This window comes from Psychrobacillus mangrovi (assembly GCF_037104765.1).
In the GTDB taxonomy this organism is placed as follows: Bacteria; Bacillota; Bacilli; order Bacillales_A; family Planococcaceae; genus Psychrobacillus; species Psychrobacillus mangrovi.
Genome location: NZ_JBAWSY010000011.1, coordinates 35,160 through 58,877, shown reverse-complemented (window position 1 = coordinate 58,877; position 23,718 = coordinate 35,160). Strand labels below are relative to the sequence as shown.

The window sequence follows — 23,718 nt, the reverse complement described above, 5'->3', positions numbered from 1 at the left end:
TAATGTAATAAAAAGGGAGGGGACAAATGTGAAGAAAAGGTGGAAAATAATCGCTTGGGTATTGGGGAGTATCCTTGCGATAATTGTAATTGCAGTAGTTGGGGTGAATATGTATGTCTCCGGTTCCAAGCCGATAATTAAGGGAGATCTTTCCGTCGATGTATTAGAGGCGGATGTCAAAGTTGTGCGAGATGCTAATGGTGTTCCTCATATTAGAGCAAAATCAGATGGAGACTTGTACCGTGCTCAAGGTTTTGTACAAGCACAGGATCGACTGTTCCAAATGGATTTAGCAAGAAGACAAGCAAGTGGGCAATTATCAGAAGTAGTAGGAGAAGCTGCTTTAGATACTGACAAGTTTTTCTTAACATTTAGCTTGCGAGATGCTGCAGAAAAGTCGTATGCCGGTTATAGTCCGGAAGCAAAAGAAGTGTTGAAATGGTATGCGGAAGGGGTAAATGAATTTATCGCCTTTGCGAAAGAAGAAAAGAAATTGAGTTATGAGTTTAAGCTGCTTGGATATGAGCCAGAAGAGTGGACACCAATTGATTCATTGGCAATCGGTAAATTTATGGCATATGATCTAGGTGGAAACTGGTCAACGCTGGCAATTAGGCACTGGGCTCTAAATGAATATGAAGAAGAAAAAGCGAAAGAGTTATTTATAACATATCCAAATGATGCACAAGCAATCATAGAGGCAAACAAAAATAAACCTGTAAATGTAAGGGGTTACTTCGATGCGTCTTTACTACCAAATGAATTTAACGGTAGTAACAACTGGGTAGTAAGTGGCGATAAAACAGAAAGCGGTAAGCCTCTACTTGCGGATGATCCGCATTTAGGATTGAGTACGCCTTCCATTTGGTATCAAATGCACTTACAGTCACCAGAACAAAATGTAGGAGGGGTCATATTCGCTGGTGTCCCAGGTATTATTTTAGGACACAACGAAAATGTTGCATGGGGTGTAACGAATGTAGGACCTGATGTACAGGATTTATATATTGAAACACCAAACCCGGATGACCGAACGCAGTTTTTCTATGAAGGTAAATGGGAGCAGGCAGAGGTACGTAAAAAAGAAATTAAGGTGAAAGGGCAAGAAGCAGTTCCTTTTGAGGTAGTGGTAACACGTCATGGGCCAATTATTTCGGATGTTTTATTCAAAGAAGAGGAAGCTTCCGCTTTGTTTTCCATGCAATGGACTGCCCTAGAGCCGACGCTTGAATTACAAGCGATTCTTAAAATGAATAAATCTTCTGACTGGGATGAATTTGAGACTGCTTTAGAAGATTTCCATGCACCTGCACAAAACTTTGTATTTGCTGCAAAAGATGGAACGATTGCATATAAAGCGAATGGTAGGCTGCCAATACGTAAATCTGGAGATGGGCAATTACCTGTGCCGGGAGACTCTGCTGACTATGGTTGGGAAGGGTATGTTCCATATAATGAATTACCGAATGTGGTAAACCCAAAAGAAGGGTTTATTGCGACAGCGAACAATCAAGTAATAGACGATTCTTATAAATACCATATTACGGACTTTTGGGCACAATCGTACCGATACGATCGTATTGCCGAAGAGTTAAAGAGTAATTCTAATTTAACAAAAGAAGATATGATGAATTTGCAAATGGATCAAACGAATCTATATGCTCGGGAATTTTTATCTTCTATGATTAATTCAGTGGAAAAGCTAGATAGTGGTGGAGAATATAAAGAGATTATTAGTCTACTAATTGAGTGGAACCAGGTGGATGACAAAGAGTTAGCAGCTCCTCTTATTTTTCATAAATGGATGAAGCAGCTTCCGAAGACTTTGTTGGAAGATGAAATGCCAGAGGATGTTTATAGTATGTTATCTGGAAAAGGGAATATCTCGGATCAGTTTTTAAGAAAAGGGTATCGTAATGAATCCAGTGCATGGTTAGATGAGTACGGCGGGGTCGACAAATGGGTTTATGACTCTTTTGTAGATTCGGTTACTGATTTGAAAGAACAGTATGGTGAAAATGAACAGAAGTGGAAGTGGGGCGATTATCACCAGTTGACATTTGACCACCCATTGGCAGGCGCCTCTCCTATTTTAGCGTATCTATTAAATCCAAAGTCTGTGCCAATTGGCGGATCAAATATAACCGTACAAGCAGCTGGCTTTGATGATGAAGGGAGAGTTGACCACGGAGCATCCTGGCGATTCGTTGCGGATTTGGCAGATTTAAGTGAGTCATATCACATCGTTGGGCCAGGCCAAAGTGGACACATGAAATCTGAATGGTACCATGACCAAGTGATGGATTGGGCAGAAGGTAAGTATCATACAACAGTTATTGATGGCGATATAGAAAAAGGCTATGAATTGAATTTGACCGCTAAATAAGTTTGAATAGAGCGACCACTCAGTATTTGAGTGGTTTTTTATTGGATGAAAATGCTCTGCGGTCAGAAAAATACTTATACGGACAGAAACTACAACTATCCGGTCAGAAACTATTTTATACGGACAAAAACTTCAATTATCCGGTCAGAAACAATTTTATACGGACAGAAAATCGATTATCTGGTCAAATCGGATGGTATAGCCTAACAATCGGACGGCTCCGCCAGATAATCGGATGGTTCACTCCAATAATCGGACGGTTCGCCCAAATAATCGGATGGTTCCTCCCAAAAATCGGACGGCTCAACCAAACAATCGGACGGCTCCTAAATAAATGCAACTACATTCAAATGTACATTTGAATGTAGTTGCATTTTGAATAGTTCGAACATATAATTAAAGGAACAATCAAATGAACATTTGAATGAGGTGGATTTATGCAGACAAAAGATATGTGTGAAGTAACGGTAATACACAATGACGTGGTGCTATCTGTCAAAAAGAAATTGCCAGATGTTAGAAAGGTTGCGCAAATTTTTAAAGCGTTGGCAGATGAAACAAGACTAAAAATTGCATATGCACTCACAATAGAAGAAGAGTTATGTGTTTGCGATGTGAGTGAAATCATTGGTTCATCTACAGCAACTGCATCGCATCATTTACGGTTTTTACGAGATTTATCCCTTGCGAAATCACGTCGTAAAGGTAAATTAGTTTATTATTCATTAGCAGACCATCACGTGAACGAGCTAGTTAAAATCGCGTATGAACACGCGGTGGAAGAGGGTGAGAAAGATGGAGAAAGCAGCTAAAAAAGAATATCGCTTAGAAAATCTTTCATGTGCCAGTTGTGCCATGAAATTTGAAAATAATATAAAAGATCTGCCAACTGTGGAGGATGCACTTGTTAATTTTGGAGCATCTAAGGTTTCAGTTATAGGTGATGTAACAGTAGAAGATATTGAAAAAGCAGGGGCATTTGACGGAATTAAAGTAGCACAGGAAAAACAACGTAAAGTAGAAGAAAAGGTGCCATTTTTTAAACGTAAAGAAAATATCGTGACAGTCATTTCGTTTGTATTTTTAGTCATTGGGATTATTGCATCCATTGTTAATGGTGAGTCCCATCCATTTGCAGTCGGTTTGTTCGTTGTTTCTATTGCTGTTGGTGGATACGAAATGTTTAAACATGGGATTAAGAATTTATCAAAATTTTATTTTGATATGAATACGCTTATGACCATTGCCATTATAGGGGCAGCGATTATCGGCGAATGGCGAGAGGGTGCAGTTGTCGTCTTTTTATTCGCAGTGAGTGAAGCATTAGAGGCTTACTCGATGAATAAAGCGCGACAATCAATTAGCCAGTTAATGGATATTGCGCCCCCGACGGCAACGATTCGTCGGGGTGATCAGCTTATAGAGGTAGATACCGAATTTATTCAAATTAATGACATTCTCATTGTGAAACCAGGGCAAAAAATTGCGATGGATGGAATTGTCTTGAAAGGGACTTCAGCTGTTAATCAAGCGTCTATCACAGGTGAGTCAGTACCAGCAGTTAAAAAAATTGGTGACGAAGTTTTTGCTGGTACTTTAAATGAAGAGGGCTCTTTGGAAGTTCAAGTAACAAAAAGAGTAGAAGATACAACTATTGCAAAGATTATTCATTTAGTAGAAGAAGCGCAGGCTGAAAAAGCGCCATCACAAAAATTTGTTGATAAATTTGCTAAGTATTATACACCTGCAATTATTGTGATAGCCTTTTTAGTAGCGATCGTTCCTCCTATATTCGGAGCGGATTGGCAGTCATGGATTTACCAAGGGTTAGCAGTACTCGTAGTAGGTTGTCCATGTGCATTAGTCGTATCTACACCAGTAGCGATAGTTACTGCAATCGGAAACGCAGCTAAACAAGGCGTGCTCATCAAAGGTGGTATACATTTAGAGGAAATAGGTCGTTTGAAAGCAATTGCGTTTGATAAAACAGGAACATTAACTAAAGGATATCCTGAAGTAACTTATGTGGAAGCTGAATCCGATAATGACTTCATTCAAAAAGTAATGTCGATTGAAACATATTCTCAGCACCCACTCGCACAAGCGATTGTAAAGTATGCTGCTAAAGAACATATACATGCAGTAGATGTGGAGGGGTTCCAATCTGTTACTGGTAAAGGTGCAGAGGGAGTTGTTGATGGTAAGAAATGGTCCGTAGGAAGTGTTTCTTGGATAGTCGCTAATAGTACTGTTCCAGCGGAAGTTATAGCTCGTGTGGAAAACTTACAAACAGAAGGAAATACAGTGATGCTTGCTTCAGAGGGTGGAGTATACAAAGGATTTATTGCCGTAGCAGATCCTATTCGCTCAACTAGCGGTAAAGTATTAGCCGATTTAAAATCAGCAGGTATCAAACATACAGTAATGCTTACTGGAGATGATGAGCGAACAGCTAAAGCTATTGCTGCTAAGCTTGGACTTACCGATGTAGAAGCAAGTCTTATGCCTGAACATAAACTATCTGCAATAAAAACACTTAAAGAAAAGTATGGAGCAGTGGCAATGGTTGGAGATGGTGTAAACGATTCTCCAGCACTTGCAGCATCAACAGTTGGAATTGCTATGGGTGGAGCTGGAACAGACGCAGCTCTAGAAACGGCGGATGTTGCATTGATGGCCGATGATTTAGAAAAACTCCCATATACGATTCGATTAAGTCGAAAAGCATTGCATATTATTAAAGAAAATATTATGTTTGCATTAGGATTAAAAATCATTGCACTTTTACTCATTATTCCAGGATGGTTAACGTTATGGATTGCCATCTTTGCTGATATGGGTGCGACATTACTAGTGGTACTAAATTCTTTACGACTACTAAAAGTGTATAAGTAGCACGGGAGGGATAGCATGAAGCTTACAGAATGGACAATGAAAGAACAAGAAGAGCTAATTCATTTTATGACGACCAACACGTGGCCATATCATGGTAACTCTCATCCTGCGAGAGAATTAATAGAAAAGACGATTGAAGAAGGCGGATATCAATCGGACCAAGTGAAGACATTCTGGGTGGAAAATGAAAAAAATGAACAAGTAGGAATCGTTAAAATTTATGACTTACAAGATGAGATTCCTTTATTTGATTTACGAATTGCAGATGGAGCACGGGGGAGAGGATATGGACCTCGTGCGTTGAAAATGGTTACGGAGTATGTTTTCCAACTACCTGAAGTCAAAATACGATTAGAGGGTCATACTCGACAAGATAACTTTGCTATGCGTAAAACATTTGAAAGAGCAGGCTTTGTGAAAGAAGCACAGCTCCGACAGGCGTGGTTCTCCCCTAAGGAAGATTCTTACTATGATGCGGTGACATATGGAATGACGAGAGATGACTTTTTAAAAGGAACTGCAACTCCGGTTAATTGGGATGATGATTTCATTAAAAAAGCAAAAAACGAAGAGCGACACTCTTTTTCAGAGGAGTTTTATACGGACCGGCTTATAATTAGAGCACCTCATTTGGAGGATGCAGAAGTGGTGTGGAAATCGGTGATTAACTCTCATGAAGCTTTAAAAGAGTGGATGCCATGGGCTCAAACTAAGCAAACATTAGAACAGTCAACGACTAACTTACGCCAAGCTGTCGCAGATTTTATTACACGAAAAGATTTACGTCTCCATTTATTCTTGAAAGATACTGGTGAGTTTGTAGGTGCATCCGGTTTACATCGAATCGATTGGAATGTACGTAAATTCGAAATTGGCTATTGGATTGATCGTAGGTTTGAAGGAAAAGGTTTAATGACGGAAGCTTGTGATCGGATAACACAATTTGCCTTTGAGGAGTTACATGCTAACCGAGTGGAAATCCGTTGTGATACTGAAAATGTCCGTAGTCGCTCCGTTGCAGAAAGAGTTGGATATACATTAGAGGGTATACTCCATAAAGACTCCCTATCTGCTGACGGGAAAAAGCTGAGAGACACATGTATTTATGGGAAAACAAAACAATAAAAAAGGATGCTCCTGGAGCATCCTTTTTCTATACCGATCGTCTTCCTGTTATAAGTTGAATAACAAAAATAATAACTGCTATAATTAGTAATGTGTGGATTAGTCCTCCACCAATCTTTAATACTAAACCGAGTAACCAAAGTACAATTAAAATTACAATAATAGACCATAATAATTTACCCATATATATTCTCCTTTCCGCTTGAGCATTTGGTTATTAAAGTTTTACCCCTTTGTATATAGTGTTAAACATCAGGATAACTTTTAAGGAAAGAAGAGATAAATTTGCTTACTAATGTAATGGAAGAGATTGTAAAGAGCATAGTCACGATGCTTATGAGAGGACCGGAATACCAAACCTTCTGTAAATGTGAACAATGTGAAATGGATATTATTGCTTTAAGCTTAAATACACTACCAGCACATTATGTAACAACAGATAAGGGAAGAACTGCTGTATTTGAACGTTTAAATTCAAAAGAAAACTTAGAATGGATTAATAAGAGAATAATCCAGTCTATTCATGTAATCGGAAAGTATCCACATCGAAGCTGACGCCCTTACATTTTTCTCTTTAGAACCTTATCATATGATAAGGTTCTTTCATGTAAAGAGAACAAATAGGAGAATATAGCTATATTTGTGAAGAAGAGCGCATTGTAGTAAAATAAAGGGAGTAGTTATGAAAGGAAGATACGTATGCCAACACCAAGCATGGAAGACCATATCGAACAAATATATTTGTTAATCGAGCAGAAAGGGTATGCTCGTGTGTCTGACATTGCAGAAGCATTATCTGTCTTGCCTTCATCTGTGACTAAAATGGTGCAGAAATTGGATAAAGACGGTTTTTTAATTTATGAGAAATACCGTGGACTTACACTTACTCCTAAGGGGTTAAAACTTGGTAAGAAATTAGTGAAAAGACATGATTTATTAGAAGATTTCTTAAGACTAATCGGAGTGAAAGAAGAAAATATTTACAATGATGTAGAAGGAATCGAGCATCATCTAAGCTGGAATTCAATCGACCGTATAGCAGATGTAGTTTTATTTTTGGAAGAGAATCCGGATCTTCAATCAAAGCTTCTTGAGTTACAAGAAGCAGAAAGTGAATAGTTTTTATACATAGTCTTTGTTACAGATTAATTGTAGAGTTTATAATGCAAACGAAACGGTAATAAGTAAAGTAAAGGTTTACGATATAAAACAGATAAAGCATGATACAAATTAAAAGTAGTAGGTCAAGACCGGTAACATAATTGGTCAGAAGGAGAGCGGTGAATTTGGCAGAGTTAGAATCAGGGGAAATAGTAAAATTAAAAGTGCAGGAAAAAGAAGGATCGAAATGGATTCTTACACATAAACAAGAAGAAATCTCTTTAAATGCTTCAGAAGCTCCAGAAGATTTACAAGAAGATGACACGATAGAAGTGTTTTTATTTGTCGACCGTAGAGGGAATTTATCAGCTACTACACAACTTCCAACAATTCAAAAGGGAACGTATGGATGGGCACGTGTCATAAAAGTTACGGATAAAGAAGGGGCATTTGTCGATATTGGTACGTCTAAGGAAGTACAAGTAAAAGCGGAGGACTTACCGAAAGTGAAGGAACTCTGGCCAGTTACAGGTGATCACTTATATATGACACTTCGCACAGACAAAGACGGAGAGTTGTTTGGCCGTCTAGCAACGGAAGATCGCGTGGAGGAATTATATATAGATGCACCAACTACGTTACTTAACAAGAATTTACAAGCAAGAGCTTATAGACTTCTTCCAGTTGGGTCATTCTTACTTAGTGTCCCAGAGAATTACCGTATTTTCGTGCACGAATCAGAACGTGTGGAAGAACCGAGACTAGGACAAGATTTAACTGTTCGTATCATTGATACAAAAGAAGATGGTTCTCTTAACGGTTCCTTATTACCACGTAAACATGAACGTTTAGGAGACGATGCAGAATCTATTTTCAGGTATTTAAATGACGTGGGAGGCAGAATGCCTTTTACAGATAAGTCAACACCTGAGGAAATTCAAGAGATGTTTACGATGAGTAAAGCAGCTTTTAAACGAGCACTTGGCAAACTCATGAAAGAAGGAAAAATTGTTCAAAATGATGGTTGGACAGAAGTTAAAATGTAAAAGATAAGCGCTCAACACTAAAGTTGGACAAATACTAAATGGATAGCAAAACTTGGAAATGAGTAAAAAGAAACGATTATTCGGAACTTTTTACTCCTTTTTTCGTACTAATGGAAGAATGGATTGGAAGAAAGGGGATATTGGAGTGAAGAAATTATTACAACCATTTATAGCTGCTATTTTATTGATTGGAGTTTTGGTTACTCCCTCGATCACGTATGCGGACTCTACCGGCACTACAGAAGCAGTTAACGAAAAGTTTGGTGCTCCTATCGTCGTTTACGGTGGTAACCTAACAGAAGAACAAAAAAAGAGTGTTAAAGATAGTTTAAAAATAACCGAGAACTCGGATGTTCAAGAAATAGTTGTGACAGGTAAAGATTTAGCGACGTATTTAAAAGATGGTGATGAATCTGCACGTATGTTTTCGTCGGCTAAAATAACTAGAAAAGATGCGGGAAAAGGCTTAGTGATCAATATTGTCACACCAGATAACATTACCGAAGTAACTTCAGAGATGTATGCAAATGCAATGCTTACAGCGGGTATTCAAGACGCAGTTGTAGAAATTGCAGCCCCAAAACCAGTAACTGGTCATTCTGCACTAGTAGGAATATATAAAGCTTATGAAGTGACAGGTGGAGAGTTAGATCCAGAACGTACAGATGTAGCAAATGATGAATTATCAGTAGCGACAAACCTAGCAAAAGAGGCAGGTATTGACGAAGCAAAAGTAAGCGAATTGCTGACGGAAATTAAAAAGCAAATTGCTGAGCAAAATCCTGTTTCGCGGGAAGAAGTAGAAAAAATTGTTTCAGAACAGTTAGCGAATTTACAAATTGAACTATCCGAAAAAGATCGTCAATTATTGATAGATTTGATGGATCGAATTCGTCAGTTAGATATAGATTTTAGCCAATGGTCTGATCAATTGAATGATTTAAGTAAAACGATAGAAGATAAGATTGGTAACATTGTAGATAATGAAGGGTTCTGGCAAGGTGTTAAAGACTTTTTTAATAATTTAATTGATTCCATTCGTTCTATGTTTAAATAATCTAGACACCCTAATTGCCATCGAGGCAATTAGGGTGTTTTTTTATGGGCTATATCTTTAGTAAGCATAAGACGGATGTGCGCTTGCCGCACGCTACGCATGAGCCTCCGCAGGATGAGTCGCTCCTTCATCGCTCCCACGGCGTTTAAGGCGCACATCCTAGAACATTCTATTTATACAGTAAGAAGTAATTAGGAGCTGAATTCAGAACAATTTATTCCAGAATAGACCTCTACTTATTTAACAGGGGGCACTGGTATTCGCGCTTTGTTAGCCGCATGACGTGCCGTATGAGACAGATGTTTGCGCGCTAGCGCATACAGCGGCTCATGCGAACGTGCGGCCAGCGCGAATGCCTATAGTTGGTGATTTATCCGTTACAGTTTATGTATAACAAGCTCTTTGAAAGTAGAAACACGGATATGCTTGCAACACTCAACGTAGAATCATTAATAAAAACTTCCTATTTGCACATACTGTATTTATTTGATATTATAAAACTAATAAAAATATCTCGAATTCAAGATAAATAGGAGGAGAAAGAAATGAAATTAGCAGGAATACACCATGTGTCAGCAATCACAGCAGATGCTGATAAAAATCACGACTTTTTTACAAGAATACTTGGCATGAGATTAGTGAAAAAAACAGTCAATCAAGATAGTACATCTTCCTATCATTTGTTTTATGCAGATGCTAAAGGAACCCCCGGAACAGATATGACTTACTTTGACATTCCGATGGCAGGAAGAACATATCCTGGAGTATCAAGTATTAGCAATACGGGATTCCGTGTAAAAAACGAAGATGCTCTGAAATTTTGGAAAGAAAGATTTACGAAGTTGGAAGTACCCCATGATGAAATAAAAGATAAATTCGGGCGGAAAACACTTTATTTTGAAGACTTTGAAGGCTCCCGTTTAATGCTAGTAGTCGATGACGGTAAAGGAATTCCATATGGAGAGGCTTGGGTGAAAGAAGAGATCTCTGCTGAAAATGCGATTGTGGGATTAGGGCCGGTGAAGCTAACTGTGCGAAAAGCAAAGCCAACAGAAAAAGTGCTTACAGAAATTCTAGGGTTCACGTTAGCTGGATCATATCCATCAGATGTTGCGGATATGCCTGAAGTGTTAGTTTATACTATAGGTGCCGGAGGTCCTGCAGGCGAAGTGCATATTGAAACGCGAACAGATTTGCCTCCAGAGAGACCAGGAAGAGGAAGTGTGCACCATGTTGCATTCCGTGTACCTACAATGGAAGACTATCCAAAATGGGAAGAATTATTGCGTTCTAAAGGATTTGTTACATCTGGTTTGGTAGATCGTTATTATTTCAAATCTATTTATTTCAGAGAGCCGAATGGTATCTTATATGAATTGGCTACAGATGAGCCAGGATTCAATTCAGACGAACCATTGGAGTCTTTAGGTGAGTCTCTAGCTCTACCTCCTTTTTTAGAACCAAGAAGAGAGCAAATTGAAGCAAAGTTGCGTCCATTGTCAATTAACAAATAATTATGTTAAAATTCAAAAAAGGAGTGGTAAACTGTGGAATTTCAATACAAAGAATTGGGTAATGATGTTTTTGCCTATCAATATATCCAAGATGGTGAAAGACTTGGTGAAATTACGTGGACTTTACTTGGAGATGTCATGGTAATGGACCACACATACGTGTCAGATAAACTTCGAGGGCAGGGTATAGCGAAGAAATTATTAGACACTGCAGTAACCTACGCTCGTGAAAAAGATTTAAAAATGGAAGCTGTATGCTCATACGTTGTGGCGGCTTTTAATAAATCCAACGAATATGATGATGTAAAAGCTTAAAAAATATAAAAGGCAATCCGCTTATTTAAGATAAGTGGATTGCCTTTTACATTTGTATCGTTAAATAAATAAAACTAAAATACCAGTTAATACTGATGCACCTGCCAATGTGTATAAGAAATCTGACTGATTAAAGATTAACTTTTTCTCCATCCTATTCCTTCCTTTCTGTAGTAAGCGTTAGTATATTAGTACCCCCATAGAATAATTGTTAAACAAGTTTATTTCATTATTTCTAGGGTAAAATTTAAAAAAGATGAAACTTTTTAAAAGGTGAAACGTAAAATTATTGTAGAATAAATATTTAACGGAGGTATACTTATGTCTCGTACAGGAGAAAAGATATTAGGTATTATTAGTGCGATTTTCACGCTATTGGGGATTATTTTGACGTCGATTATAGTAGTGAACGGAAGTGCAGTTATTCAAGATGAGGCATTTCAGACTGGATTTCAGCAAGAAATATTAAGTGATCCTACTTTAACTAGTCAAGATGCGGAAGCAGTAACGCAAGTGTTAGACGTCCTACCAAACTTTTTTAATGTATTTGGATGGGGTTTTATTATTATCCTTGTAATTAGTTTGATATTAAATATCGTAGGAATAGTTTCTATAAACAAAAATAAAAATCCAAAGTTAGCAGGTATCATGTTTATATTAGCTGGACTATTTGCAGGAATAATATCGATAACATCGATTCTTTTATACATTGCAGCTATTATGTGCTTCGTCCGTAAGCCACCAGTTCAATTTGCTGAGCAAGAATACTATAACCCAGATCAACCGGTATAACTAAATCATAATTCTTTCAAGATAGAAGAACGTAAAGTACTTTTTTGCGACGAGCTTTGCGCAGGAGCAAAGTTTTTTCTGCGACGAGCTTTGCGCAGGAGCAAGAATACTACAGCCCAGATCAACTGGTATAAAGAGAAAACACCGACTTACTCAGTAAGTCGGTGTTTTTAATAAATACACATATTTAGCAGTAGACAGTGGATGACCTTCAAAGTACTCGTCAAATTCTTCCAAGCATTCAAAACCGAAATGTTCATAAAATGCACGAGCCCCATCATTTTTGCTCTCTACATAGACAAATAACTGACGTCCCGTCGGCATCTCGTTCAAACCAGCAAGGAGTAGCTTTTTACCATAGCCTATTTGCTGATACTCAGGTAGTACATAGATAGCGGTCAATTCAGCATCTCCATCTTCATCTACATACGTAAAATTTGCAAATCCAATAGGTTTTCCTTCAAACTCTGCAAGTAAAAAAATAGTTTTTTCTATTCTTTTAGCTAACATCGTATTTGAATAAGCCTTTTCTAAAAAAAGCTCTTGTATATTGTCTGGAATAATCCCTTTATATGTGTCGTTCCAACTGATCTTTGCGATTTGTTGAACAGTTGCTATATCATTTAACGTGATCGCCCTAATCATTTGAGTCACCTCTAAATTCTTTTTGTAATCATAACAAAAATAATATCAATCTTCTACCATTGTGTGATAATAAAAATGAAAGGTGGGGTTTAAATGGAATGGAATTTACTAAAATTTGATGAATTGGATGTATACCGATTGTATGAAATACTCAAGCTACGCGTAGATGTCTTTGTAGTAGAACAAAGTTGCGCTTACCCTGAATTGGATACATCTGACCAAAATGCTTTGCATTTATATGCTATCAAAGATAATGAAGTAATAGCCTATTGTCGATTACTTCCACCAGGAGAAAAATATGATGTATGTTCTATTGGCAGAGTAATTGTGAAAGAAAAGGCACGTGGGACAGGCATTGCAAGACAATTAATGAATAAAGCGTTAGAAGAAGCAGAACGTATCTATAGAGTTGAAACGATTCAACTATGTGCTCAAAGTCATTTGAAAAATTTCTACAGTTCTTTTGGCTTTCAAACTAACTCGGATGAATTTGATGAAGATGGAATTCCTCATGTTTATATGGTTAGAAATAAAAAAGTGTAAGTTTAGAAATAAAGGGTAAGTATAAAGTAGAACATTAATTAGGAGGTACATATCATGGCTAAAGGAAAAAGTAACACATTACTACTAGCAGGACTTGCTGCTGGTGCCTATGCATATTTTAGTAAAAAAGAAAATCGTGATAAAGCGATGGTTGCATTTAATAATACGAAAGCAAAGGTCAATTCATTTATGGAAGCACAAAAACATAATCAATCTGATTTAACGGCTGCAGGACACCCAGATCCGCACGATACTCCCGATAACAAGATGGTAGACGAAGGTGCGATGACAAGTGTGCAATACTATAACGATGAAGTTCAGAATAAGGACAAGAAAACATCAGAGTATAATGAAGTGAATTCTTAATAGAAGGGTCTCCGTCAAGGGGATCCTAATTTATTCTTTTCTTTAATCATAAATAATGCTGACAAACAAACTAACATTCCACCTGCTAACAAAAAACCACCGTTTGCAGTTAGTTGTAAAAGTCCAGTAACACTTGAACCAACTACCACACCTATTGAAAAAAAGGCATAAAAATATCCGTAAGCCTTTCCGCGATAAGCTGCTTCTGTAGAATCAATCAGTAATGAATTAATAGAGGGAAATAAAAATCCAAACCCTACTCCATAAAACCCCATTCCAACATATAGCCATTGCAATGTATCAATCTGCCCTAGTAAAAGCATGCTTATCCCCATTAATCCCATCCCGAAAGCAAGTGTTTTAATAGGTTTAACCTGATCGAATAATTGATTAATAGGTAATATAAAGACTAAAATTGCCACAAAGCCAAAAGTACTCAGTAATAGTCCACTTGTTTTTGAATCAAATCCTAGATGCAGTACCTTTAAAGGGAGCATATAGGCTAGTACACCTTGCGAAAACATCAAGAAAAATGCGCCAGCAAAAGCTTTTACCAAATCACTCTTTGTGAAAAGGCACCCTACTGTTACAGAAACAGATTTCTCCATCTTTTTATTAATCGATACAGTTCTTAATAAGAAAACTGATAAAATACTCAGAATCAGCATAATAGATCCAGTAATATTTAAGACAAATACTTCTTCTCTTTTACTAGCCATTATTCCACTCATAGCAGGTCCTAAAATAGCTGCTAGTCCTACAAATGCTCCTGATAATGCAACACCTTTCCCGCGCTTTTCAGCTGAAGTTTGATTTGCTGAATACGTAAAGGCTGAAGGGACAACAAGTCCAGCAACTAATCCATGGATAAAGCGAACAATTAATAGACCTACTGGGTCATTTACTCCTTGATACATAAAGAGGGAAATACTTGTAGTGAAAAGACCGATGATTAATATATAATAAGGACCTTTCTTATCGGTTAAAAAACCTGAGATAACATTTCCGATTGTATTTGAAAATGAATACATCCCTACAACTAAGCCTGTTACGAAGGGCGTTGCTCCTAGTGATTTTGCAAAAGGACTCATGATAGGCAACTGTGAAAATAAATCAAAAAAAGAAAAAAAGATAATTATGTATATAAATACGCGCAAGCATATTCCTCATTTCTATTTAAGCTTTCCTATAGTTTAGCACTTTTTTATTATGTAATCTGTTTCAAAATAGGTAAATAGGGTATTAGAGAAATAAAAATTTCTAATAAAGGAGGTAAATTAATTGAAAAAAGCAATGATAATATTTAATCCTTCATCCGGGAAGGAAGAAGCCGAAACATATAAAGAAAGGGCTCTTACAGTTCTCGATGCACTTGGATATAAAATAGTTGAAAAAGAAACAGAAAAAAAAGATGATGCTACTATATTTGCAAAACAAGCTTGTGAAGAGAAAATTGAGTTCCTTGTAGCTATGGGTGGAGATGGAACGATAAATGAAGTAATAAATGGACTTGCCAATCAACCTTATCGTCCAGTATTTTCAGTAATACCTCTTGGGACAGTTAATGACTTCGCACGAGCGATTGGAATTCCTTTAGAGCCAGATATTGCAATCGAGGCATTAAAGATGTCCAATACAGAGCTTGTAGATATAGCTCAAATTGGCAATAAATATTTTGGGAATATTGTTGCCATTGGGGAGATAGCTAGTAGTGTAGCGAACACTTCCATTGAGAAAAAAACAAAACTAGGCTCTTTGGCATATTTACTAGAGGGGGCAAAAGTAGTTATATCTAATGAAGAGGTAGGTTTTACCATACAACATGACCATGGGACCTGGAAAGGGACAGCCATCCTTATATTAATTGGCTTAACAAATTCAGTAGGTGGATTTGAAAAGATGATTACGAATGCTGAGATTAATGATGGATTACTTCATGTGTACATTTTTAAAAAGTCTGGTATTGCTTCTATTGTACGAATGGGTACGAAAATTTTATTGGGCACATTAAAAGAAGACGATGGAGTAGAGGTCATTACGACTAAAAATGTTTACATGGAGTCAGATCGCCCGTTATTTTGCAACGTTGATGGGGACGAAGGTATATGTACACCTTTTGAAATGAAAGTACTTCCAAAACACTTAGAAATGTTAATTCCAAAAAATAGCTAAAAAAACATCATAAATGTTTCCAATTTCCAAGAAAGTGTTATAAAATGATACTACATACCCAATAGGAACAATACCAAAAGTACCATTAAAAAAGAAAGATGAGGTCCATATGCAATACTCACAAAAGGTTTTTTTAGAAAGCTTTTCAAAAGCGTATACAAAAGAAATAAGTGTTATTAACAGCATCGAAGGCTTGAGCTTGTTTTTAGATCTAGAAAAAAAATTATTTCTTCACATGTATGCTTTCGAGCTTGAAGAAGCTAAAAAAGTGTTACGAGAGATTATAGATTTAATTATTATTAGAGCTGAGAAGTTAATGATTATGTATGTGAAAAATTACTACATACAATTAGTCGCTGTAATGGCTAGGAAATTACAAGAAAGCCAAGTGCCCTCTGATAAAGTAATGGCGTTTAATATTGCTAGTGTCAATGTAATAGAAACTAAAATGAGCGATGCACAATTTCTACAATGTGCAGATGAACTAGTAGAGTTTTTTGTATTAGTTATTACAGAAAGAAAAAAACCGTCATTTGGTCATCAAACAGTGAATAAAGTTATTTTATTTATTAATGATGAAATCGAAACTAATTTAACTGTTGAAGATATTGCTAAATATTTTAATATTAGTACAAGTCATTTATCTCGTATTTTCCGAGAACATACAGGGGTAACTCTAGTAGAATATTTAAATATTCGTAAGGTAGAGGAGTGCCAGTATTATCTAAGACATACGAACAAAGGGATTTCCGATATTTCTGATTCATTCCACTTTTGCAATCAAAGCTATTTCACTCGTATATTCAAAAAGTATACTGGTCTAACACCGAAGCAATTTAGGGATAATCATGAATACCCTAATTTCAAATATAATTTTCCGAATGAAAGCAGAGCTGTATAAGTATTACTATGTTTATATTTGATAAATAGCTTCATAGAAGGTATACTCGTTATAGTTTGAAAAATGAAGGTGAATGTATGAAAAAGAAGATTAGTTTGCTTTCTATTCTTGTCTTTGCAGCAGTTGTTCTAAGCGGATGTTCAGGAGTAGAAAATAAAGAAGGTACTTTTTATAATATTTTTGTTCGACCTTTTGATTTTTTACTTCATTTCTTTGGAGAAATATTCAATGGTAGTTATGGACTTGCTATTATAGCAATTACATTAATTATTCGATTTGCTTTAATGCCTTTGATGCTTAAAAACTATAAGAATCAACAGGGTATGAAAGAAAAAATGGATAAATTGAAACCAGAAATGGATGAGATTCAAAAGAAATTAAAAGCTACAAAGTCAAAAGAAGAACAAATGGCTTTACAGCAAGAAATGATGGGATTATATCGTAAGCATAATGTAAATCCTTTGAATATGGGTTGCTTACCAATGATTATTCAAATGCCGATTGTCATGGGATTATATTTTGCAATTTTGCACTCAACAGATGTGAAAACACATCCTTTTTTATGGTTTAACTTAGGTTCACCGGATATTGCGATGACACTTATTGCGGGAGTAGTATATTTTGTTCAAGCAAAAGTTTCTTTATGGACGGTACCAGAGCAACAAAAGCAACAGATGAAAATGATGATTTATATTTCTCCTATCATGATTATGTTCATCTCGTTCAGTTCTATGGCTGCATTACCATTGTATTGGACAGTCGGCGGAATTATATTAATCTTCCAAACATACTTAGGACGTAAATTTTATTCAAATCATCCAGAAAAAGCGGAAGAATCTGTATAAAAAAACGAAGCTTTTTATAGCTTCGTTTTTTTCGTGAGAGGTGTAGTTAAAAGTGAACAGGAATTGGATTATTGGAATCCTGATTGTAGTGGCTGCCATTACCTCATTAATATTTATTATAGTTGGAAATTTAAACATGGCTGTTCTCTTTATGACAGCTATATTTGCTATAACTAATGGATATCGGGCAGTCAGCTTTAAAGAAAAAGGTTTTGAGCGAGAAGCCAAATGGATGAAGGGTATGTCTATTTTATTTATCGTATTATTCTTCGTAGTACTTGGGATGATTTTAATATAATTTTTGTTCATGGGTTGTCCATAAAAGACAACCCATTTTCTCGTCTAATCATGTAGAAAAATGTTAAAATGATAGTATCGTTATTGGAAAGAAGGAAGACAATGTATTCTCGACAAAGTTTATTTAAAAAGAAAAAACAAAAGAAATGGCCTTATATTGTCTCAGGGATTATTTTGGGATTGTTAGTTACAGCCATCGTCACTTGGGTTGGGATAAATGATTGGAATATAGATCAAAGTCTTACATCATTAGGTCTCGCTAATAAAACAGAAGAGAAGACCACAGAGGGAAAAGAAATCGACACGATCGAAAAAGAAGAAGCAGAAGAAACAGAAGAGCAGACTAAAGATGAGCCGATAGTCGAACCTCCAGTTGTAGAAGAGCCTGAAGTAGATATGTCAGGAGCAAATGGATACATAGGTAATGAAACGTTACCAACGGAACCGACATACATCGAAGGAGTTCTCATTGCAAGTAAAAAATATCCGTTGCCTTCAACGTTTGACCCAGGAGAAAGTAAAGAGGCAAGAGCAGCATTTGAAGAGATGGCTGCCGAAGCAAGGCTTTCTAATTTTGTGTTAGTGGCATTTAGTACATATCGTTCTTTTGAATATCAAACGACACTTTATCAGAGATATGTGAGTAATGATGGGCAAGAAGCAGCGGATCGCTATAGTGCACGTCCAGGATACTCCGAACATCAAACAGGTCTTGCTTTTGATATAGGAGAACAACATTTTGAACAACATTTCGCGCGTGAAAGCTTTGGAGAAACAGAGGCTGGAAAATGGGTCGCTGCCAATGCACATAATTATGGTTTTATCATGCGATATCCTAAAGAAAAAGAAAAAATCACCGGATATATGTACGAGCCATGGCACTTCCGTTATGTTGGTGAGCAACTAGCAAGTCAAGTCTATGAAGCAGGTACAACTTTAGAAGAATATCTCGAATTTTAAAAAGTCAGCATTCCATAATAAGGAATGCTGACTTTTCTTTTACTAAAGGGAGGGCACTGAAAAACTCATCAAGGTATCTATTAGCGAGTGTTTGAGCGATATTTCGTTCACATACTCGCTTTTTGTCTGGGACCCACTCGATTTCCGTTTTAGGCGGACGCTTTCCGCCGGCATGGATTCAGCCGCTTCCCTTGCTCCTGCGCAAGCTCGTCGCAAAAAAGCTATGCTCCTGCGCAAGCTCGTCGCAAAAAATAATTTCGCTACGCTCAGTCCAGGGTCTTCAGCTCATGCTATTCCGGCAGGAGTCGCCGCCTAAAACGAAAATCAACTATCTAAAAAAACATCACTGTATCCACTCGTGTTTTAGGATTTGCTCTTCACGTGACGAAGGAGCACAAAGAAGGAGCTAGAAATGACACAGTCACTTCTAGCTCCTCTGATTACCATGGTAATAGATAGTAAAGAAAAATTTATTCTAAAGATAGATGTCGATTTAGGTTTTCATTTTCTTTAATAATCGCTTGCGTTTCGTATTACAGTATTGGGGACAATAATCTTGCTAGAGACTCTTTAAACTTAATCATGCGAGTTCTTTCCTCGTATAGTTCCATAGTCAATTGAGTGGATAACTTCATATCTTCCTCGAAAAGCTCTGCAAGCTCATGAGATGTTTCGCGGTCATAGATAAATGCATTAACCTCAAAATTTAGTTTAAAGCTACGAACATCTATATTTGCTGTTCCTACAGTTGATGCTTCATCATCAATTACTATCATTTTTGTATGAAGGAATCCATTTTCATAAATATATACTTTTGCACCAGCTCTGATTAGTTCACCCACATAAGAATAGGTAGCCCAGTAAACGAAGATATGATCCGGCTTGTTTGGAATCATTAGTCGAACATCAATACCTGATAGACAAGCAATACGTAGAGTATCCATAAAGCTAGCATCTGGAATGAAGTATGGTGTTTGAATGTAAATATACTTTTTCGCCATCATAATAAGTTTTAAATATCCATTTTTGATCTGCTCCCATTCGGAATCAGGTCCGCTGGAAACAATTTGCAAACCAACAGAGCCTTTCATGGGAATAGCTGGGAAAAATACATCGGAGTATTCAATATCATGTTCGGCGGAAGCTTGGTTCCAATCGAGTATGAATCGAGTTTGAAGTGGATGTACTGCACTTCCTTCTATTCTTAGATGTGTATCACGCCAATAACCAAATCGTTTATTTAATCCTAAATATTCATCACCTACATTGAATCCTCCGATATAACCGATTCGACCATCAATCACGACAATTTTTCGATGGTTACGATAATTCATACGTGGATTAATAAGGGGTAGAATAGAAGGGAAAAATGCTTCTACACGGCCGCCTAAATGAATTAACTCCTTGAATTGCCTTTTCCGTAATCCACGTGATCCAGTGTCATCATATAAAATACGAACTTTAACTCCTTGTTTAGCTTTCGCTAATAAAACTTCGTAAATCTCTTGACCAAGATTATCAAGTCGGAAAATATAATATTGAATGTGAATATGATCTTTTGCATTTTCTAAATCCTGTAAAAGTGCATTGAATTTTTCACGACCATCATTAAAAATATCTACTTTGTTATCTTGAGTTAAAACAGCTTGGTTATTGTGTAAATGCATTATAATTAATTCTTTATAATGCATGGCATCATCCAATCGAAAATCAAACGAATCATCCTCAATCGCTTCCATTTGAAATTCTATTAATTTATCGATACCAATTTTGTTTTTACCTTCCCAACGGAATAAATGCTTTTTACGTAACTTTCTTCCAAATAATAAATAAATACCGAAACCTACAATAGGTACAAAAAATAAAACCAATATCCAAGCCCAAGTAGAGGATGCATCTCTGCGTTCCAAAAATATTAAGGCGATGGCAAGGAAAATATTTAAAATAATTGTTCCTGTCACAATTAAACTAATAATGCTAGCCGCCAAAGTTTCACCTCCTTCTAATTTTTTTGGAAGTTAGTTTTAGTATATCCGATTTAGGGGAAAGAATGAAGAAACTAGGCATTATGCGATAGAAAGTATAACCTACTTGACCTATTGGAATAAAAGTATTATTCTATGTTAGGTGAAAAAATGGAGGTAATGAAATGGACATATTATTTATCATTCTCAATATAGCAGCCTTACTGTTGTTCGTCGGTGTTCTAATAGTAATGCAAAAGAAACATGTGTCATTCTCTAAACGCGTATTTACGGCGTTAGGTTTAGGTATAGCTTTAGGGTTAGTATTGAATCTAATTTACGGTGTAACATCTGAAGTGTTAGCTCAATCCGTAGATTGGTATAACTTGATAGGAACTGGCTATGTGAAGTTACTTCAAATGATTGTAATGCCACTAGTTTTTATTTCAATTTTAGGCGCTTTTACGAAATTGACGATTGGTAAAAATTTTGGGAAAATGGCTGCAATTGTTTTAAGTATTTTAATTGGAACTACTGCTATAGCGGCACTTGTTGGAATTGGTTCTGCAGCAATCTTTGATCTGAATGCAGATCAGATTGTGCAAGGTGAAGCAGAGTCTGCTCGCGCAGAGGACTATGAAGCACGTTCTGCAGAAGTGGGAGACAAAACACTACCTCAGCAAATGCTTGATTTACTTCCTGCTAATCCATTTTTAGATTTCACTGGTGCGCGTGATACATCTACAATTGCGGTAGTAATTTTTGCAGCATTTTTAGGCTTTGCCTACTTAAGAGTTGCTCGCAAAGATAGTGAAACTGCTGCTACGATTAAAAAAGGAATCGACGCTGTGTACTCGCTTATCATGAGTGTTGTGACACTTGTTCTTCGATTGACACCATACGGAATCTTAGCAATTATGGCTAGAACCGTTGCGACATCTGATTTTGCGGCAATTTATAATTTAGGTAAATTCGTGATAGCATCCTATGTAGCATTAGCTATTATGTTTGCAATCCACTTAATCATCATTTCACTTTCTGGTTTAAATCCAATAACGTATGTGAAAAAAGCAGCAGAGCCGTTAATTTTTGCTTTTACTTCACGTTCAAGTGCAGGTACTTTACCCATTAATATTAATGCGCAAACAAATAAACTAGGTGTATCTGAAGGTATTGCAAATTTCTCTGGTTCCTTTGGATTGTCAATCGGACAAAATGGATGTGCGGGTGTCTATCCAGCGATGCTAGCATTCATGATTGCTCCATCTCAGGGTATCAATCCTTTAAACCCAATGTTTATCCTTACTGTAGTTGCTGTAGTGGCTATCAGTTCTTTTGGAGTAGCAGGTGTAGGTGGTGGAGCAACATTTGCCGCAATCCTTGTACTTTCTGCTTTGAATTTACCAGTTGCTTTAGCGGGCTTACTCGTTTCGGTAGAGCCATTAATTGATATGGCACGAACAGCTGTAAACGTGAGTGGATCGATGACTGCAGGTGTTACAACTGCAAAAATGACGGGTGAATTAGACAAAGAAGTTTATAATGCACCATTAGAAACACAAACAGTAGAATAATAAGTCCAACTAGTAAAGCTGTCCTTCAATGGGGCAGCTTTTTTTGTATGCACTCAAATATTATTCCTTTTCTTAACATAAACTTTACTTATGGTTTTTTAATATCACACAATAATTTTGGTATAATTGTACTAATTATTAGTTTCGGTAAGTGCCTAAATATCGACTGAATAGAGTTGAAAACCCCGGCGGATGTCACGGTTTTTGTAGAAGCTCACCAAGCGGTCGATACAGAAACTGAATGCATATATACCAAAATAAATTGGATTGATAAAGGAGATGGAGTCGTGCTACAAGCTATAAATCTTCATAAAAGGTATAAAACTAAGGAAGTTGTCCGCCAAGTAAATATGCAACTAGAAGCAGGTGAATCTATTGGACTACTCGGACCTAATGGGGCAGGAAAATCAACAACTATTTCCATGCTTTCCTCTTTAGTAATGCCAACAAGTGGGGAAGTAATTTGGAATTCAGAATCTATAAATAAAAATCCAGAGTCCCTTCGTAAAACATTAGGGGTAGTTCCGCAAGAAATTGCATTATATCCAGAGTTATCGGCTAAAGAAAACTTAGCTTTTTTCGGTCGAATCTATGGTTTAAAAGGTTCCTTATTATCCGAACGAGTAGAAGAAACATTACAGAAAATTGGATTATCCGATCGAAAAAATGATATCGTGAAAACTTTTTCTGGCGGTATGAAACGGCGCCTAAATATTGGTGCTGCCCTTTTACATAGACCATCTATTCTAATTATGGATGAGCCAACAGTTGGGATTGACCCACAATCGAGAGCGTATATTTTAGATACCGTTAAACAGCTTGTCGAGGAAGGAATGACCTTATTATATACAAGTCACTATATGGAAGAAGTAGAGCTACTTTGTGACAAAATTTATATTATGGACCAAGGTGAGATTATTGCTTTCGGTACAAAAGAACAGTTAAAATCACTAGTCTCTAACAATCAAACAATTGAATTAAAGGGACATCTACTTACAGAAGAGTTTGGAGAGGTACTGAAAAAACAATTTCCAACAGCGAGTGTCCGTTATGAAGAAGATATTTTTTTGGTATCTATGCCTAAAAAGGAAGAACCGCTTGCAACTATTTTCGCATTAGCTGCTGAAAATGATGTAACCATTACGTCTGCCATCATTAAAATTCCTTCTCTTGAAGATGTATTCCTACATTTAACAGGAAAAGCGTTAAGGGACTAGGGG

24 protein-coding genes are annotated in these 23,718 nt (G+C 36.7%); 20 read left to right on the top strand and 4 right to left on the bottom strand.

Going from position 1 to position 23,718, the window contains the following annotated elements:
- Positions 1-28 precede the first annotated feature (28 nt).
- The 4 genes from WAX74_RS14175 (at position 29) to WAX74_RS14160 (ending at position 6,406) form a co-directional block, all read left to right on the top strand.
- On the top strand, positions 29-2,386 hold the full coding sequence (locus tag WAX74_RS14175; RefSeq protein WP_336498316.1) for a penicillin acylase family protein: 2,358 nt from the start codon (positions 29-31) through the stop codon (positions 2,384-2,386).
- A gap of 437 nt (positions 2,387-2,823) precedes the next feature.
- On the top strand, positions 2,824-3,198 hold the full coding sequence (locus tag WAX74_RS14170; RefSeq protein WP_336498315.1) for an ArsR/SmtB family transcription factor: 375 nt from the start codon (positions 2,824-2,826) through the stop codon (positions 3,196-3,198).
- Positions 3,182-5,281, top strand: a complete 2,100-nt coding sequence (locus tag WAX74_RS14165; RefSeq protein ID WP_336498314.1) for a heavy metal translocating P-type ATPase — start codon at positions 3,182-3,184, stop codon at positions 5,279-5,281. Before WAX74_RS14170 ends, WAX74_RS14165 begins: the two co-directional genes overlap by 17 nt.
- A 15-nt stretch (positions 5,282-5,296) precedes the next feature.
- Complete coding sequence (locus WAX74_RS14160) at positions 5,297-6,406, top strand: GNAT family N-acetyltransferase (RefSeq protein ID WP_336498313.1); 1,110 nt, start codon at positions 5,297-5,299, stop codon at positions 6,404-6,406.
- Positions 6,407-6,434: 28 nt separating this feature from the next.
- On the opposite strand, the gene WAX74_RS14155 is transcribed toward WAX74_RS14160, so the two are convergent.
- Complete coding sequence (locus tag WAX74_RS14155) at positions 6,435-6,590, bottom strand: lmo0937 family membrane protein (RefSeq protein ID WP_336498312.1); 156 nt, start codon at positions 6,588-6,590, stop codon at positions 6,435-6,437.
- 116 nt (positions 6,591-6,706) lie between these two features.
- Here WAX74_RS14155 and WAX74_RS14150 point away from each other — a divergent pair, with 116 nt between their 5' ends.
- The 7 genes from WAX74_RS14150 to WAX74_RS14120 all read left to right on the top strand — a co-directional run bounded on the left by WAX74_RS14150 (position 6,707) and on the right by WAX74_RS14120 (position 12,231).
- Positions 6,707-6,961 carry a late competence development ComFB family protein gene (locus WAX74_RS14150; protein WP_336498311.1) on the top strand — a complete coding sequence of 85 codons (255 nt, stop codon included), beginning with the start codon at positions 6,707-6,709 and terminating at the stop codon, positions 6,959-6,961.
- 144 nt (positions 6,962-7,105) lie between these two features.
- A complete protein-coding gene (mntR, locus tag WAX74_RS14145) occupies positions 7,106-7,525 on the top strand; it encodes a transcriptional regulator MntR (RefSeq protein ID WP_336498310.1) in 420 nt (139 codons plus the stop codon).
- 167 nt (positions 7,526-7,692) lie between these two features.
- Positions 7,693-8,553 carry a CvfB family protein gene (locus WAX74_RS14140; RefSeq protein WP_336498309.1) on the top strand — a complete coding sequence of 287 codons (861 nt, stop codon included), beginning with the start codon at positions 7,693-7,695 and terminating at the stop codon, positions 8,551-8,553.
- Positions 8,554-8,698: 145 nt separating this feature from the next.
- Positions 8,699-9,610, top strand: coding sequence for a DUF1002 domain-containing protein (locus WAX74_RS14135; RefSeq protein WP_336498357.1), 912 nt, complete (start codon positions 8,699-8,701; stop codon positions 9,608-9,610).
- 545 nt (positions 9,611-10,155) lie between these two features.
- The gene (locus WAX74_RS14130; RefSeq protein ID WP_336498308.1) at positions 10,156-11,124 is read left to right on the top strand and encodes a ring-cleaving dioxygenase; all 969 of its coding nucleotides are present in this window, start codon (positions 10,156-10,158) and stop codon (positions 11,122-11,124) included.
- Between the two features lie 33 nt (positions 11,125-11,157).
- Positions 11,158-11,439 (top strand): GNAT family N-acetyltransferase, encoded by a 282-nt coding sequence (locus WAX74_RS14125; protein WP_336498307.1) that lies wholly within the window; start codon positions 11,158-11,160, stop codon positions 11,437-11,439.
- A gap of 321 nt (positions 11,440-11,760) precedes the next feature.
- A complete protein-coding gene (locus WAX74_RS14120; protein ID WP_336498306.1) occupies positions 11,761-12,231 on the top strand; it encodes a DUF4064 domain-containing protein in 471 nt (156 codons plus the stop codon).
- 153 nt (positions 12,232-12,384) lie between these two features.
- Here the strand turns inward: WAX74_RS14120 and WAX74_RS14115 are convergent, their stop codons facing one another.
- Positions 12,385-12,876, bottom strand: a complete 492-nt coding sequence (locus WAX74_RS14115; RefSeq protein ID WP_336498305.1) for a GNAT family N-acetyltransferase — start codon at positions 12,874-12,876, stop codon at positions 12,385-12,387.
- Positions 12,877-12,969: 93 nt separating this feature from the next.
- Here WAX74_RS14115 and WAX74_RS14110 point away from each other — a divergent pair, with 93 nt between their 5' ends.
- On the top strand, positions 12,970-13,419 hold the full coding sequence (locus tag WAX74_RS14110) for a GNAT family N-acetyltransferase (protein ID WP_336498304.1): 450 nt from the start codon (positions 12,970-12,972) through the stop codon (positions 13,417-13,419).
- 54 nt (positions 13,420-13,473) lie between these two features.
- Positions 13,474-13,785: a hypothetical protein gene (locus WAX74_RS14105; protein ID WP_336498303.1), complete on the top strand. Its 312-nt coding sequence runs from the start codon at positions 13,474-13,476 to the stop codon at positions 13,783-13,785.
- A gap of 14 nt (positions 13,786-13,799) precedes the next feature.
- Here WAX74_RS14105 and WAX74_RS14100 read toward each other — a convergent pair whose 3' ends face one another.
- Positions 13,800-14,942 (bottom strand): MFS transporter, encoded by a 1,143-nt coding sequence (locus WAX74_RS14100; RefSeq protein WP_336498302.1) that lies wholly within the window; start codon positions 14,940-14,942, stop codon positions 13,800-13,802.
- A gap of 124 nt (positions 14,943-15,066) precedes the next feature.
- On the opposite strand from WAX74_RS14100, the gene WAX74_RS14095 reads away from it, so the two are divergent.
- The 5 genes from WAX74_RS14095 (at position 15,067) to WAX74_RS14075 (ending at position 18,960) form a co-directional block, all read left to right on the top strand.
- Positions 15,067-15,957 (top strand): diacylglycerol/lipid kinase family protein, encoded by an 891-nt coding sequence (locus WAX74_RS14095; protein WP_336498301.1) that lies wholly within the window; start codon positions 15,067-15,069, stop codon positions 15,955-15,957.
- Between the two features lie 109 nt (positions 15,958-16,066).
- On the top strand, positions 16,067-16,858 hold the full coding sequence (locus WAX74_RS14090) for a helix-turn-helix domain-containing protein (protein ID WP_336498300.1): 792 nt from the start codon (positions 16,067-16,069) through the stop codon (positions 16,856-16,858).
- Between the two features lie 77 nt (positions 16,859-16,935).
- Positions 16,936-17,703 (top strand): membrane protein insertase YidC, encoded by a 768-nt coding sequence (gene yidC / locus WAX74_RS14085; RefSeq protein ID WP_336498299.1) that lies wholly within the window; start codon positions 16,936-16,938, stop codon positions 17,701-17,703.
- A 52-nt stretch (positions 17,704-17,755) separates the two neighbouring features.
- Positions 17,756-18,001, top strand: coding sequence for a hypothetical protein (locus WAX74_RS14080; protein WP_336498298.1), 246 nt, complete (start codon positions 17,756-17,758; stop codon positions 17,999-18,001).
- Positions 18,002-18,102: 101 nt separating this feature from the next.
- On the top strand, positions 18,103-18,960 hold the full coding sequence (locus WAX74_RS14075; RefSeq protein ID WP_336498297.1) for a M15 family metallopeptidase: 858 nt from the start codon (positions 18,103-18,105) through the stop codon (positions 18,958-18,960).
- A 533-nt stretch (positions 18,961-19,493) separates the two neighbouring features.
- Here WAX74_RS14075 and cls read toward each other — a convergent pair.
- Complete coding sequence (gene cls, locus WAX74_RS14070; RefSeq protein ID WP_336498296.1) at positions 19,494-20,948, bottom strand: cardiolipin synthase; 1,455 nt, start codon at positions 20,946-20,948, stop codon at positions 19,494-19,496.
- 161 nt (positions 20,949-21,109) lie between these two features.
- Here cls and WAX74_RS14065 point away from each other — a divergent pair, with 161 nt between their 5' ends.
- Together WAX74_RS14065 and WAX74_RS14060 are read left to right on the top strand one after the other, a co-directional pair.
- Positions 21,110-22,498 carry an L-cystine transporter gene (locus tag WAX74_RS14065; RefSeq protein WP_336498295.1) on the top strand — a complete coding sequence of 463 codons (1,389 nt, stop codon included), beginning with the start codon at positions 21,110-21,112 and terminating at the stop codon, positions 22,496-22,498.
- Between the two features lie 287 nt (positions 22,499-22,785).
- Positions 22,786-23,715 carry an ABC transporter ATP-binding protein gene (locus WAX74_RS14060; protein ID WP_336498294.1) on the top strand — a complete coding sequence of 310 codons (930 nt, stop codon included), beginning with the start codon at positions 22,786-22,788 and terminating at the stop codon, positions 23,713-23,715.
- Positions 23,716-23,718: the final 3 nt, after the last annotated feature.